This window comes from bacterium, assembly GCA_016708025.1.
Taxonomy (GTDB): Bacteria; Zixibacteria; MSB-5A5; order GN15; family FEB-12; genus FEB-12.
Genome location: JADJGQ010000003.1, coordinates 111,157 through 127,272 on the forward strand (window position 1 = coordinate 111,157; position 16,116 = coordinate 127,272).

A 16,116-nucleotide genomic window follows, 5' to 3' on the forward strand; every position below is an offset into this window, starting at 1 on the left:
GGCGTTACATCAGTACAACCAGTGTACCGATCTGCACTTTGCCGTTCTCGTCTTCAACCGACCAGTAATAAAGTCCCGATACGATCATCTGCACATTGCGATTGATCATATCCCAGGTGGCGTGATTCGCCTTGGGATCCGAGGGATCGACATCGTGATGCAGTTCTCGCACCAGATCGCCATCAAGCGTATGGATCCTGATCGTGCATTTCGCCGGGACATTCACAAAATGAATCGCCCGTACTCGATCGTTGATCTTCTCCGGATGTCCTCTCCCTTCCCATCCACCATCGCGGTAGCCGCCATCGACCCGATAGGGGTTGGGATAGATATAGACTGGCGGCAGTATACCATCGAGTTGATCATCTGAACTGGCCGGGTAGGCCGACTGAAGTCCCAGCAGTCTGGCGCTTTCCAGCGGCTGCAAACCGACTTTGGGCGAACCAAAATCAAATGCCGTCACCGAGAAGTAATATGGAACTGTCGGAAGCAGGCCGGTGATCTCGCACTCATACTCGTAATATTTCAGATAGCCATCTTCGGTCATCATGTCCGGAGTGATCGGGTGGTCAGCATCCGGCTTGACAGCATCCGGATATCGCTTTTTGATCGGTGTGTCTATCCCAAACCGAGAGACATTGTTATCGTGCGGCAGGAAATAAAGAGTCGAGTCAATAAAGCGAGCTCCCCGATAAGGATTGGTCGGACCGTAGTCCTGCGGATGAAACAGTGTATCATTGCACGGATCGGCCGCATCACTGAACCGGCACCGGATCTCCTCGACAGTCGCCGGCACTCCGGTCAGATCATACCCTGGCGCCGGCTTTTTGTGCGGGTTGTAGGCGAAGACATCGAAATTGTTGAAATCATACGATGCGGCCAATGCAAGGCTCGCCTCGCGATCATCCCGCCCCATATAAACATGATATCCCTCGAAATCAACATATCCCGACAGGAAGTCCCTGTAGATCTCCGATCGATACCCATTAAAACGGACTTTGACTCCACCAACGATCGGTTCGATCCAGATCACCGGCGGCGGCGGCGGAGATTCGGCACGCCAATCCGGTACGCCATCCCCCTCGTAGTACGTCGAGTCAACCACCGTAGCAACCCAGTGTCCATCGACAAAACTGGAGTCCAATACACAGACACGCAGTTTTCCAAAATACCCATCACCATCAGTATCGATCCCCGGATTATCGTAAATGCGCGCCGCCCAGGCGGCGTTGGTCGCAAACGGACCCATATTCAGACCCTGCAGATAACGCTCGGGATAATAATTGCCAAAGCGAAGATTCAAGTAGGCGTTGATGAAGTCAACATGCAGGCTCTCTCCTCCCACAAACGCGAAAGGAATATCAACCTGCTCGCGCGGTCCAAGACTGTACGGTCCCAGCGACATCAGGTAACATCCATCAGCCCCTCGTGAAATGGAACGTGCATTCGAAGAACTGGGAGGCATCCAGAGCGGGTCGGCTACAGAGATCCTTCCGGTCAGGACTTGAGAATAATCAACCTCTCCATTGCTCATCAGGAAATATCTGTTTCGGTCGCCGATCGGCTGTCCGAATCCGGTGCCGAGATTGCGGTAATTGGTTCGATACTGCGGCCCAAAGTCAAACACCGTGCCGACATTGGGGACCCACCAGTTGAAGGAAAACTGCTCATCATCGCGCGGCTGTCTGAGGAATCGAATACCTGTCACATGCGGAACCTGCAGACCGCTGGAGGAAAGCCAGTCGCCATCCATGTCTGCCGACCAGGCAATATTGACCGTATCCTCGAACTCGCACTGATTGTAGTTGGAGACCGGATATGATTTCAGGAAACCGATAATATCGTCACGCCCACCCGTTTGGGTTTTGGCAGGCGTGAAATTAAGTGTAGCGCCGAAATCAACCACATAGCGATGTACGTCGGGATCCATGAATACCCCCGCATACAACTGATTGATCTCCTGACTGCTGATATTGGTGATCTTCAAGTTAAACAAGATCAGGTCATCGGCATACCCGTACGACCACATATAGCTTTCCTGGCGCACTTCAATCCCCAATGGCTGATGCGTCCGTCCTTCGATCTGATCAAACGAGGGGTAGGCGTTACCCGAGGTCAGCGTGTCCTGGTAGGTGGTGATCAGATCCTGCTCGGAACGGGCATCACGAAGCATCTCTTCAGTCGGCCCAAGGGTTGAGCGCCGCTGGAATAGTCCATAAGGATATGCATCCGGATGAAACTCGCGGGAGAATGTGTTTTGCTCAACCGAGGTAGAGACCAGCGTATCTCGACCGACCACCCCTCCAACCCAGAGACCGCCGTTGTAGAGATAGATCTTGGTGCTGGCTTTGGGATACTGGCATTCGCCGATCCTCCCGCCAGTGAAGCAGTCGTAATAGAACACTTCTTTGCCGTAACTCAGTCTGCCGAAATTGGTCAGTCCGACATACAATTTGCCTAGATCGTGCGCCGTGATGCAATAGGAAGGAGATGCGGCTGAAGCGATTATCGGGTTGCGCTGACCGGTGGGATCGGACTGGGCCCGGAGACCCGGAATCAAAGCAAGCGACAGTACCAGAAGGATCGCTCCTCCTACCGCCGTGGGGCGAAACTTCAGATGCCTGCCAACCGCGATCATTGTCTGATTACTAGTGCAGGAAAGTGCCATCGATGTCAAGCGGGAAATCGCCGCTCCCGCAACGGAAAAAGTCACATCAACACGACCAGGGTGCCGATCTGCGTTTTCCCCTGTTCATCTTCGACCGACCAATAATACAATCCTGAAACGATCATCTGGACATTCCGGCTGATCATGTCCCAGGTTGCATGGTGCGCTTTTGGGTCGGATGGGTCGACATCGTGGCGGAGTTCGCGAACTAGATCACCATCGAGCGTGTGGATGCGGATCGTACACTTGGCGGGTACATTAACGAAGTGGATCGCCCTCACCCGGTCATTGATCATCTCCGGATGGCCCCGTCCTTCCCATCCACCATCCCGGTACCCGTCATCCACGCGGTACGGATTCGGATAAATGTATACCGGCGGGAGCACATCACCGAGTTGATCCGGCGAGCTGACGGCGTATGCCGATTGCAAATTAAGTACGCGGGAACTTTCCAGCGGCTGAAGTCCCGCTTTGGGTGAGCCAAAATCAAATGCGGTGACATTCACATAATAAGGAACCGTCGGCAAGAGTGAACCAACCAGACACTCATATTCATAGTATTTCAGGTAGCCGTCTTCGGTTAACATTTCGGGAGTGATCGGCTCGGTCAGATCTGGCTTCGGTTCGTTGGGGAATCGGCGCTTTATCGGCGTGTCAATCCCTAGTCGATACACATTATTGTCGTGTGGCTGAAAGTACACTGTGGAGTCAAGATAGCGCGCGCTCTGATACGGATTGGTGACATCGTGCTCGCTCGGTCGAAGCAACGTATCGGAGCAGGGATCGGCGGCGGCACTGAAGCGGCAGCGAATCTCCTCGGCTGTTGCCGGAATCCCAACCAACTCGTAGCCGGGACGCGGTTTCATCTTCGGATTGTAGGCGTAAATATCGTAATTCTCAAAATCGTACGAGGCCGACAGTGCCAGCGAGGCCTCACGGTCATCCCGCCCGACATACACATGATAGCCCTCAAAATCGATCAGCCCGGAGAGAAAGTCGCGCGTCGTCTCCGACTGATACCCATTGAACCGCACGTGGACCCCATTGACCGCCTGGCTCAGCCAGACTTTTGGAGCTGGAGGCGGTGAAGCGGCCCGCCAGTCGGGTACGCCATCTCCTTCATAATAACTCGTGTCAACGACTGTGTATTTCCAGACTCCTTCGACCAACGCCGAGTCGAGAATACAGAGGCGAAATTTGCCGGCGTAACCGTCACCATCCGAGTCAACACCTGGATTATCATAGATCCTGGCGGCCCAGACCGCATTGGTGGCAAACGGTTCGAAATTGAGCCCTGTCATATATCGATCCGGCTTGTAACCGAATCCAAGATTCAGGTGAGCGTTCCAGAGATCGACATGCAGGCTCTCTCCACCAATGAAAGCCCAGGGGATCTGGATCGACTCGTTCGGTCCCAGGTCATACGGGCCCAGTGACAACAGATAAAACCCGTCGCCAACTTTGGAAAGCTGGAGCGCGATCTCGGGGTTCGGGTACGCCCAGTCCGGATCGTTGACTGATATCCTCGCCGTGAACGGCTGCGAATAATCGATCTCCCCGTTACTCATCAGGAAATATTTGTTACGGTCGCCGACCGGTCGACCAATGCCGGAGCCCAACTGACGGTAGTTCAATCTGTGTTGCGGGCCAAAATCATAGGCCGGATTCGAGTTGGGAACCCACCAATTGAACGATAACTGCTCGCCGCTGGTGGGCGGTCGAAGAAAACGAACCCCGGTGACGTTTGGCACGGCAAACACCCCGGTCGTCCAGCTTCCATCACCATTAGCGTCAGTGGTGAATGCCATCTGTATGGTATCTATGAATTCACACTGCGAGTAGTACTCAGCAGGGAATGAATTGAGGAAGCCGGTCACATCATCCCTGCCATTAGTGGGAGTCTTGGCCGTTCCCGGCATCCCGGCATTGACATCCTTGACAAACGTGTGAACATCCGAATCCATGTTGATCCCGACATACATCTGGCTGATCGGATGATCGCTGATATTCGTCACCACGCAATTGAACAGGATGAAGTCGTCGGCATAGCCGTACGACCAGGCGTACGATTCCTGGTGAACTTCGATTCCGAGCGGCCGGTGCGACCGATTGTCCAGAGCATCAGTCGATGGATAGGCGTTCCCCGAAACCAGTGTATCGTAATAGATGGATACCAGGTCCTGTTCGGAAACAGCGTTCTCGAATTCGGGGGCGGTCGGGTCGAGCGTGGACCGCTTTTCGATTCGGCCGTCGGGGTAGATGTCCGGATGAAATTCACGCGACCAGTTGTTGTAATCCTCTGACGTGGAGACCAGCGTATCCTCGCCAATTATCCCGCCGACCCAGATCCCCCCCTTGTACAGATAAACGGTATTGGTTCCTTTGGGATACTGGCAGTCCGGGATCTTCGCACCGGTGAAACAGTCAAAATAGAAGGACTCATTTCCAAAACTAAGCCTTCCAAAATTGGTCACGCCAACGAACAACTTGCCAATATTGTGCGGGGTAATGCAGTATCCGGGAGACGCAGTGCTGGCTGTGATAATTGGACGTCCTGACAGGAATTGCGAACTATCCGTCTGCCCTTGCACAGGAAGGCCAAACAGACAGCAGAAAAGAACGCACCCCACCATCAGCAACAGAAAATTTCGAAAGCTCAATCTCTCACCACAATACAGTCGATCTCAACGAACGTTTCGTACCATTCGCCCGGGCCGATATAATAGCGGAAAGTCAACGAACAAACAAGGTGTATCACGGCCGATGAGCGACAATGAGTTTCCGGTCCGGCGCTTGATTGACTGTGAGATGACACCCATCGCAGTTCCTGCGCCAGGTGTTTTTTGCCTGAAGAAGTAAGATGTGCGCCAGCGCACAGCGGATACGAGCGAAAGGGATGGCAACGCGCCATCCCTCATTCAGTTTTCAACAGCAGAACAGATTGTTACAACTTGAAACCGGTAATGATCGTCACCAGCTCTTCAGCCTGCTGGCCCAATTCCTTGGCTGTTTCGGTCGACTGCTCAGCGCCGGCGGCCGTGTCGCGAGTTGACGATGAAAACTGGTCGACATTTCGGGAAATCTCTTCCGCCGCAACATTCTGCTCCGCTGCTGCGGTAGAGATCTGGCGGATCATCTCGGAGACCTGCTCGACCAGCTTGACAATGCCATTCAGACTCTCGCCGGCCTTGTCGGCCAATTCAGTGCCAACTCGCACCTGATCGACACTCGACTCCATTGACTCTACAGCGGAAGAAGTCTGCGTCTGGATCTCCTTGACCATCCCGACGATCTGGGTGGCGGCCTGTCCGGTCTTCTCCGCGAGCTTGCGCACTTCGTCGGCGACTACGGCAAATCCTCGCCCCTGCTCCCCTGCCCGCGCTGCTTCGATCGCGGCATTCAGCGCCAACAGATTGGTCTGATCGGCGATATCCCTGATCACCTCGATTATCCGGCTGATCTCACCAGCGGAGGCTGAGAGCTGGCCGATCGATTTGGCCGACTCGCTCACTTTGGACGCGATCTGCTGCATCCCCATGATCGTGCGCCCGACTACTTCGGCTCCAGCGGTTGCAGTCCGAGAGGCTTGTTCTGAAACAGTTGTCGCCTGACCGGTATTTCGACTGGTTTCGCTGATTGTCGCGACCATCTGCTCGATCGCGGCCGACATCTGACCGACCCGATCAACCTGCTTCCGCGCCGACCCAGATACCTCTGCCGAGGCCTCGGTTATCTCATGTGAAGCCTGCGAGAGTTTGTTGGCAATAGCCCGCAATTGCCCCAGAATAGACTCCAGCCGCCCGATCATTTTCTGATAGGCGAACCCAAGCTGATCGCGATCGGATCGCGGCGAGATCGCCACCCGCAGGTCCCCCTCAGCTACCTGCGCCGAGGCACCCGCGAACGTCCTGATATAGTCTATCAACTGCTGGATCGATTTGAGGAATGTCCCGATCTCGTCATCCGAGTTCACCTTGATCTGTTGCTCGATATCACCTTCGGTCGCCCGATTCAGTTTCTGTTTGACGCTTGAGAGCGGCGTGAAGATCCAGCGTTGTAGGACAAAGGCAATTCCACCAAGCAACAGCAGGGCTGTCAGCGCCATCAGCCAGAAGTTGGTGCTGTAGGTTGAGCCGGACGCCTCAGTCATGGTCTTCTGAGAGATGACTGTCTTGATCCCGCCCAGAGCCTGATCTGCCTTGCCGTCGTGACAGGTCTGACAGGCTTCGTGGTTGGCAAATGCTTCGTAGGAAACTCTATACTCTTCGCCCTGATCATTGGTGATCGTGAAATTGGTATCAGCCAGTGAAGCGAAGACGACCTCCCATGCCGGATCGGAGGACGTTTTCCCGACTTGATCCTTAATGGAGCTTCGAGCGATCATCCGCTCGGCATTGACTATGGTCATTTCGGTGGCGATCCCCCGCGTGACCGATTCTTCCGTCAACGGCTGCAGTTTTTCATTGGCGCCGTTGATCATGATCTCCTGGATATGATTATTGAGCGACCAATTGAGCGCCGCAACATTCTGATCGTAGAGCTCCGTCATTGCTTTAGTTTGCAGGTGACCATTGATGAGAGCCAGAATTGTGAAGAGGACAACCAAACTCCCCCCGAGAATCACGAGGATCCGCGCACGTACCGATGTCAGTTTCATTTGCACCGCTCCCTTTTCTTTCCACCCAACGGGGACAAAATAGACTATTCAAGTATATCGGAGTGATTTCGCGATTCATTATGGGGCTGCCGGGCCCCCTTCCATTTTCCGGGCAACCTGTGCAAGAATGGACCTTTCGAATCTATACAGGGAATGAATCTCCCGGCCTTGTTTCAGACTCTTCTCGCTGCCTGACAATTTGTTGGAATGAAAAACGGCCCGGAGAATCCGGGCCGTTGGGTACCTGTATGTTGAATTTCGGCTATTGCCCGCAACTCAGCGGTGCGCCTGACGCGGTCAGGAAGGTGATCAGTCGGGAAAGATCCGAAAGATCAACCGCCCCGGCGCCATCCACGTTTGCCGCCGGACGATACGGCAATTGCGGTGAACCGGTGGTCAGATAGAGGATCATGAAGGAGAGGTCGGAAAGGTCCGGACCGATTCCATCAGAGTTTACATCGCCACCTTTGCAGATGCTGACAGCGCCGCCGGTAATAGCCGGTTGGTAGGTGCCATTTGTGGTCGTTACCACCGGTGAATAGGTCTTCGTGCCGTTAACATATTCCGAAACAGTGATCGGATTTGATCCGCCTGTAGCATTTGACGGTACGGTAAACCAGAGTCGCAGGACTGACCCCGTCCCCACGGCGATATCGGGTTGAGGCGAGATCGCTGTGATCTTATAGGTTGCACGCGTCATGTCATAGTGAACTTGCTGCAACGTCAACTGCGCGCTTCGCAGGCCGGTCGTGGTCGCCGAATCAAGGACAATTCCGGCTGTCCCCGACCAGGAGATCGGAAGAATCGCTTCGGCTATCGGCACAAAATTCCGCAGGGCAACATCAACAGACACTGTTTGTCCGGCGATCGCCTGAGCTGTGGTTGTGCTAAAAGTGTCGGCATGGATCATCACGCACTCATGCTCAGTCGTCGAGAATGAACCACCCGAGGTCTGAATGCTGCACGTCACGTCATAGCACCCAGGCGCCGTGTACGTATGCGTTGGGTTCTGCACTGTGGACGTTGCGCCATCGCCAAATGTCCAGTTCCAGCTAACTACATCCAGCATCGTCTCAGCAGTGAATGTCACATCGGCAGGAGCTGGGGCCAGCGTCTGGTTTCCGCTGAACCAGACAGTCCCGCGGTAATTGATATAGGTAGCGTTGTATCCAATGTAGGAGCAATTGTAAGGCATCCGCATATAGCCGCCCTCACCCCAGTTGGACCCCCAGGAATTGCGGATGATCCAGATACCACCGGATTGATTGTCATCCCAACCAACCAGCGTGACGGCATGATTGATCGAACCATTGGCGCAGCCGTTAAAGACGCCGCCGCCGTAGGCCTGAAATGCATCGTTCACACTAACCGCTACCGACACCGGGCCGTATTGCATTAGTGCCTGTTTGAGTTGCGTAACAGACGGCATCGTATATGGAGTGCCGATATATCCCCATCCGTCGATCGTATATGCATGCGGATGCGGACAGGAACAGGCAACATCCGACGCAACATATGGGAAATCAGTCTCCAGAACCGCGCCGGTACCGTTGCACGGATCTGGCGCGTTATAGTGCATGCGGTGCTCCCACCACCCGCCGGCACAACCGTAGCCGTTGGCATTGCAGGAGACGAGATATTGCTCGGAGAGATTGACCACCAAACCATCTTTGATCTTGATATTACATTCGAGCGGACCGACCGTGCCAAAGGCCCAGCAACTTCCGCATCCCCCTTGATTTCGGACCGGCGGAAGGCCACCAGCCTCGACTCTCCAGTCAAATGCGGCTGGAAGAGCCGCCGCTCCCGCTGCCGACATCGGGTCAAAGCGAACATCCGAAGGCATCACATCCGGCACCTTGAATCCGCACAACTGATCGATCGAATATTGCGTGGCTTCGTTTTCGGTGACGGTAAAGGTCCAGCCTTCCTGTTGTGCCTGAACTTTGAGGCGATCGATATCGGCCTTTGAAAGTTGGGCGGATGCCGAACCGGCAAACAAGGCAACTGCAGCAATTCCGAAAAGTGTGGCGGTTAATCGGATGGTGAGCGCACGTAACGATGTCATACCTGAATCCTCTTCTGACATGGATTACCTGATCGGGTAGATCCCCAGGTGAGAACAATGATGCCGCGACTTCAATTCAGTCGAGGTGGTTATCGGTGTATCACTTAACAATTTAGCCAATTTCCTCAGTCTGTCAACCAGAAACAGGTGTCAACCCACACCCAAAAAAAGACCCGGTCAACCTGACCGGGTCAAAATGAAACTGTAATTGGCCGTTAGCAGCCGGGCTTGAACTCCACTCCACTCGATATTGTCAGGTATGCGATCATCAGCGATAGATCGGTCAGGTCGATACGACAATCGCCGGTGATATCTCCAACCATGGTCGGAGAGATCACTCCACCGCCGCCGGTCAGGAAACTGATGATCGTGGAGAGATCGGTCAAATCTGTTAAGTGCGAATGGTTTACATCGCCCAACTTCCAGGTCCAGAAGGAGGCGGTGATAGAAGTGGAGGTATTTCCTCCTCTATCCCGAACGGTCACTCGCCAGTAGTACCGTGTGCCAAAAGCGAGTGAGTCCGCGAACTGATGCGGCGAGGCAAGCAGGTCGACCGCTGACAATGGTGAACTGAACGACGCATTGTCATCCAGCTCAACCGTGTACTTGAGTGTGTCGAGCGGATCAAAATCATTCCCCGGCGACCAGGTGAGCGTCGGCTTGAGGTTGAAAACCGGAAGTCCCGTCGGTACGTTTGGCGACAACCCGGATGCGGCACTCGGACTAGACTGGTATTGGTCGAGCCAGAACGAACGCTCCGCTGACCATCCAGAATACTCGTAGCCGTCGTAACTTCTGGTCCGCCACCAGTAGTGCAGATTCTCCGCCAAATTCTGCGGACCGACATCCAGTGTTGGTGACCCGCTATTGGCGAGTGCCGCTTGTGAGGTCAGCGCGCTGTCGTAGAAAATGCCAAATTGATACGTGATCGGGTCATTCTCGTTGTCCACCACGGCTCCAACCGACAACAAGACCGGCGAACCGGTGAGCACGCTGCCATCGGCGGGGCTGTTCAGAGTCGGCATGGATGGACCGCTATTGAGCCGGATTGAACTCTGATACCAGTCGGACCACGCAAAGCCGTTATGGGTGCGTACCCGGAGATAGCAGGTGGCTCCGTCATTAAGCGAACTCCCGCCATAAAGGATCGTGGTGTCCTGTCCGATCAGCATCGATGGGTCCCACAACTCAGCGGACATCCAGTCGGTATCAGTACCTACCTCGATTTCCGCGGAATCCTGCGTGTTCACTCCCGCCGCAAAGTAGCTCCAGACCAGTGTCGGAATGTTATTCAGGACATGGTTCTGAGTTTCGCCGATGGCGATAAGTTTCGTCACTTCGGGCGCAGAGACCGTGAAAGTGGAATCATCGAAGAATCGCAGCAAGCGTGAAGTCAGCGTATCTCGGTGGGCATATCCCCCGGCGGTATCGGTATAACTGACTGCTTCCAGCGGGAACGTCATGAAAACCGACTTGTAGCTCCCGCTGTACATCACACCGGCATGCCCGAGATACGGGGTGCCGTTAAAGAGGTTGGTCATTTCAAAGGCCAGCAGACCATCTTCGGTCGGGTTGATCCGCGTAACGCGCTTCATTGCCGAGGGTGTCCCCGGTGCGAATACATAGCGTGTGTTTTCAGAAAGCGGATTTCCCGGCACTCCGTAAAAGAAGTTGGCATACGTGACGGAATCCCGGAAGCGCACCTTGAAATAATCGCGCATGAAGGCGGAATCGAGAACATGCAACTGAGCCGCCGCCGTGGCGCTGGCCACCACCAGTCGTCCACCACCGTCGAGATACGACTTCATCGCTGTAACATCGGCTGCCGTCAGGGCTCCCGTCGGCTTCTGACCGCTCATCCAGAAAACATAATCGAATTGCGCCAGCGTGGCGCCGGAGGGAGAACCGGAGGTCTTGTGATGGACCGCCTGCGGCAGACGCAACCCGTCAAACGACCGGGCCAGCTCTGTTTCAGCCGTCGCGCCACCATCATCGTCGACGATCAGGATGTTCGGCATACCGAGCGACTGCTGGAAAGTAAATTGCTTGGTATACGCTTCGTCGCCGCTTCCATTCACCGAATCAACCGTGATCGTCAATATGAAATCGGCGATCGTCGGAACGATCCCCGGAGTTGACCGTAAAAGTCACCGGATTGTCGGTCACGACGGATGGTACCGTACGAAGCAACTGCGATGATTGCAGAGTGTGATTGTTTATAAACTGGACATCGGGATTGGTGGTCGACACTTCCATCCGCCAGTTGTAGCCATTCCGCATCGAGTTCTTCAAGCGACATGAGATCTCGATCGTTTCGCCCGGTTCGACAAAGCCATCCCCATCGCCGCCGCTCACGTCCGAGACAACTAGCGAATCCGCGCCAGTATAGGTGATCACCGGTCGTGAGAAGGTGTAATCCAGATCGGCGTACATGATCGAGTCGGAGTCGGTGATATCCCAGACGCCAACTTCGGTCAGCTTGTTTCCGACATTACCACGTGAGTTGGGGACCGATTGGTCATGGAATGCCCGTTTGTTGGTGCTGCCGGGGAAAGGATCAGCGCCATCGCCGCCACTTCCACCCAGCGCCAGACTGTTCAGGCCATCGGCTTGTTCAAGCGCCACCATATAGCGAAGGTAATTATTGTTACTGGAGACATTCTCATCGACATGGAAAATGCAAAGGCCGTGCCCCGGCAGGGCGACATCAAAGCCATACGGCTGACGATTCTCTACCAGCCAATATTCCCGACCATTGGTGATATTGGAATCCTTGATCTGGTAAACCACCGGGTTGTACTCGACCGCGGGGAAAGCAACCGAATCAAGATTGGCACCAACATTTACCACGGTCACAAAGCCGAGTTTTCTTTTGCACCAGGCATCGAGCGAGGAAGGATAACGGCTACCGCCATTGTAACTACCACCCGCCATCAGTGACCAGCCGCCCAGTCCTTCAGACGTCGCCGGATCGTAATCCGTGTCATAGAGATCCGGGAGGCCAAGTACATGGCCATGTTCGTGAGTGAAGACGCCGATCGGGGTCAGTCCGCCGCCGGATTCTTCCGGATTGATCGTGTACGGCCCAAGTTGTACGCCATCGAGGAATGGAGAGCCGGAGATATTCGACTTGTGAGACCAAATACCGTAAGCGCCGCTTTCCGCACCTGCCCCGGGATGGACGATCACCACGCCATCGACATTATTGCCATCGCTGGCATACTGACTGAAATCGATATCTATATTCGCTGCCAAGACGGCATCGCGAGCGAGTATACTCCCCATACTTAATCCGTCGTTATCACCGACATAAAACGCGTACGTGTTGGGCATCCGGTACCAGCCGTAAATATCTCCCTCGATATAGACTGTTCCATACGAGTTCTCGAGATAGAAATCGGTCATGGAGCCGGAAGGATTGTGAATTGGATCGTTCTCTCGATTGGAGAAAAGAAGTGAATCGAAATCCGCCGGTGTAGCGGCGATCGACTGACCATCCCAGACCCAGTCCGAGAAATCGACCAGGATCACGACTGCCTTGATCGTATCAACCGCAGCAGCATCAGTCGCCGCCGGTCTGACCCGATGCAGACGCTCGAGAACCGAAGGCGTCGATGGCGCACAGCCGCCGGCTTCCTTGAAAGCCCGCAGATTCGCCATCTTCTGCTCGAATATCCCCTCGGATTTCCACTTGGCGATCGCTTCAGGTGATGGCGGGACAGCCACGCCGACTTCGATCAACAGCAGGAAGGCCAGTAAGACAAAAAAGGATAGACTGCTCCCCGCACGATAGTTCATTCGTAATGTCATGGTTTCCCCGAAAAGAGAGGTAAACGGTTGTTCTGCGCTAAAGGTAGCCGAATTTTCATATCTGTCAACGCTATAACTGGCAACGCACACCGATTGTTCGACGGGACCGCCTCAATGCCTGATTATCGGCGACTTGGCTGATTCACAGAGTGGGAACGAAACAAAATCCGTACAACAGCCAGTCAACCTGTTGCCGTTAGGTACATTGACAACACAGAGGATGGCCACGGCAATGCGCTCAAGTCCCCCTACGCCAGTCTTTCGATCTGGGACAAATCGGACTAATTTGGTCTGCGCAGGCGTCATTTCTTGTCGAGCGCCTTTGTCCTGACTCATGCGATCGCACTCAAAAACAAGTCATCTCAGGCGATCCAAAAATCACTGACTTCTTTGCCTTCCGCCCACCTCCTAATCCGGACAAATTCAACCTAAGGTAAACCCGGATTCTTCCGATAGACTGTATGAGTTCTGAACAGAGGGCCCTGGGAGGTTTGTGGGGCTTGGACCGCGATCATATCCAAATTCGATCACAACATCAAATGAAGTTAACGAGTGTGCGCCCCAATCTATCTGCATGGAAAATTGCCGGGATCTATGCCCTGTCGGGCTACCTTTGGATCCTCTTCTCCGATCGCATACTTGCGGGTATGGTGGCCGACGCAGAGACTTTGACCACGCTGCAAACATACAAGGGATGGTTCTACGTTGCTATCACTGCCCTGCTGGTACAGTGGCTGGTGAAAAGGCGGCTTGCCGCGATCAAGCAAGTGCAGACTATTCTGCAGGAACGCGAAACCCGCTTCCGCAGGTTGTTTGAGAACTCCCCGGTGCCTTTGATCGAAGCTGACTTCTCCGAAGCCCGCCAGCGCCTCCTTCAAGTGCGCCGCCATGACCAATTTGATCTGCGCACTTACTTCAACGAGCATCCTGACTTCGAACGCAAACTGGCCGCTTCGGTGATAATCCGAGAGGTCAATCCGGCCGCGGCGAATCTCTTCAGAGCCAATTCCAGCGAATTGCTCAAGGGTATCATCGGAAATGTCAGGAGTGAGGGGCTATACTCATTGGCCCGCGAACTTCTCTGCCGCTTTGATTCTGGTGACGCCCGACATGAAACCGATGCGGAACTGCTGACCATGTCCGGAGAAAAGCTCTCTCTACTGGTCTCAGCTACACTGACCCCGGGATTCGAGTCCAATTGGGAGAAGATCATCATTTCGCTGGCCGATCTGACTATCCACCGCAAAGCTGAGGTTGAACGTGCGCGCCTCGAAGCCCAACTTCGTCAGGCCCAGAAGATGGAATCGATCGGTGCGCTGGCCGGCGGAATTGCCCATGACTTCAATAATATCCTGACCCCCCTCTGCGGCTACACCGATCTGGCGCTGGAGGACCTCCCGGCCAGCAGTCCGGTTCGCGAAGATATCGAGCAGGTACAAAAGGCCGCCTATCGCGGCAAGGACCTGGTCAAACAGATTCTCAGTTTCAGTCGACGGTCCGACCAGCAAAAGATCGTGATCGACCTCAAGCATATCATCAAAGAGACCGCCAAGTTACTCCAGGCCTCGTTGCCGCCGAGCATTGAGATCCAGACGGAGTTGAACCAATCGATCGGCAAAGTGCTGGCCGACCCGACTCAGATCCATCAGGTGCTGATGAACCTCTGCACCAATGCATTTCATGCGATGAAGGACAGCGGTGGTCAACTGACCGTCCGCTTGAGCCAGGTGAGCCTGCACGAATCCTCCGCGCCGCATCTTGCCTCAGGTGAATATGTCGCCTGCGCCGTCACGGATACCGGATGCGGTATCCCGCCGGAAAACCAGGAACGGATCTTCGAACCGTTTTTCACGACCAAGGATGCCGGTGAAGGTACGGGGCTTGGCCTGTCAGTTTCGCATGGCATTGTGGTTTCGCACGGCGGGACGATCACCTGCACCAGTCAGCCGTTGGTCGGATCTACCTTTACCATTTACCTCCCGGTCTCTGTTGATGCCGTCCAGGAGGAGACCAGGCTGACCTTTTCGAATCTCCGCGGAAGCGAACGAATTCTGATCGTCGATGACGATTCGGTGGTTGCCGAAGTTGCCAAGCAGATGCTGGAACGTCAGGGGTATTGCGTCGCTTGCAGTAATTCGCCGCTACAGGCACTGGAGAGATTGCGCACTGCATCGGAGCACTTCGATCTGGCGATCTTCAATCAAGCCATGCCAAAAATGAGCGGCCTGACACTGGCCGAAAAAGTCCGCGGATTCAATCAGGATATGCCGATCGCCATGCTGACCGGATTTGGCAAGGGGCTGGATACGCAATTCCTGGAGCGTGCACATATCTCTGTGGTGATCGCCAAGCCGTTTACGGCTGTCGAGATCGCCGAAGGTGTACGAGCGGCCCTTTCGAATAAGCCGTCGGCGGTCACCGCCCGCTAGGCGGGTCATTCAGTCGGAGAAGCTTCCGCCGGGAAGCGCTTGTTGGCGAAGTGCCCCCCACATAGACCCCGAATAGTCCAACCAATATCTGCAGGATCAAATACCAGAGCGGCTGTTTGTCAATATTGGTGGCCAGTGTCACCAGTCCGATGAACAGCACTACTGCGGCGAGCGCATGAATATGCTTTACCCGTGACCCCCGGCAGATCACGATCGTTACGCCAGCTCCAACGACCGCGGCAGCCAATCCGAACAATTGGATGACAACAACCCAGGGTATGCTGGGAAAAGCATCCGGCTGTGGAAAAGCGGCCGGGAATATGATGGCAATGAGCAGAAAGAAGAGCATGATCAAAACCAGCATCGCCACATATCCTGATGCCACAGCTATTGCGCTTCGAAGCATATCGTCTCTCCCTCTTCGGGGTTCAGTCCAAATTGATACTATCCGTCGATAAGGTATGATCCAACCTTCCAGGACCAG

The 16,116-nt window shown here is 54.5% G+C and carries 8 protein-coding genes; 1 reads left to right on the forward strand and 7 read right to left on the reverse strand.

The window, feature by feature from the left end:
* Positions 1–4: 4 nt before the first annotated feature.
* From IPH75_11715 to IPH75_11740, 6 genes are all read right to left on the reverse strand, one after another.
* On the reverse strand, positions 5–2,677 hold the full coding sequence (locus tag IPH75_11715) for a hypothetical protein (GenBank protein MBK7142734.1): 2,673 nt from the start codon (positions 2,675–2,677) through the stop codon (positions 5–7).
* Between the two features lie 32 nt (positions 2,678–2,709).
* Positions 2,710–5,328 carry a hypothetical protein gene (locus IPH75_11720; protein ID MBK7142735.1) on the reverse strand — a complete coding sequence of 873 codons (2,619 nt, stop codon included), beginning with the start codon at positions 5,326–5,328 and terminating at the stop codon, positions 2,710–2,712.
* Positions 5,329–5,612: 284 nt separating this feature from the next.
* A complete protein-coding gene (locus IPH75_11725; GenBank protein ID MBK7142736.1) occupies positions 5,613–7,325 on the reverse strand; it encodes a methyl-accepting chemotaxis protein in 1,713 nt (570 codons plus the stop codon).
* A gap of 262 nt (positions 7,326–7,587) precedes the next feature.
* Positions 7,588–9,393 carry a PKD domain-containing protein gene (locus IPH75_11730; GenBank protein MBK7142737.1) on the reverse strand — a complete coding sequence of 602 codons (1,806 nt, stop codon included), beginning with the start codon at positions 9,391–9,393 and terminating at the stop codon, positions 7,588–7,590.
* Between the two features lie 215 nt (positions 9,394–9,608).
* Positions 9,609–11,492, reverse strand: a complete 1,884-nt coding sequence (locus IPH75_11735) for a hypothetical protein (protein ID MBK7142738.1) — start codon at positions 11,490–11,492, stop codon at positions 9,609–9,611.
* On the reverse strand, positions 11,476–13,203 hold the full coding sequence (locus tag IPH75_11740) for a M6 family metalloprotease domain-containing protein (GenBank protein ID MBK7142739.1): 1,728 nt from the start codon (positions 13,201–13,203) through the stop codon (positions 11,476–11,478). The genes IPH75_11735 and IPH75_11740 overlap by 17 nt, the downstream gene beginning before the upstream one ends.
* Positions 13,204–13,742: 539 nt before the next feature.
* On the opposite strand from IPH75_11740, the gene IPH75_11745 reads away from it, so the two are divergent.
* Positions 13,743–15,632, forward strand: a complete 1,890-nt coding sequence (locus IPH75_11745; GenBank protein MBK7142740.1) for a response regulator — start codon at positions 13,743–13,745, stop codon at positions 15,630–15,632.
* Here the strand turns inward: IPH75_11745 and IPH75_11750 are convergent.
* A complete protein-coding gene (locus tag IPH75_11750) occupies positions 15,619–16,038 on the reverse strand; it encodes a hypothetical protein (protein ID MBK7142741.1) in 420 nt (139 codons plus the stop codon). The genes IPH75_11745 and IPH75_11750 overlap by 14 nt on opposite strands.
* Positions 16,039–16,116 lie beyond the last annotated feature (78 nt).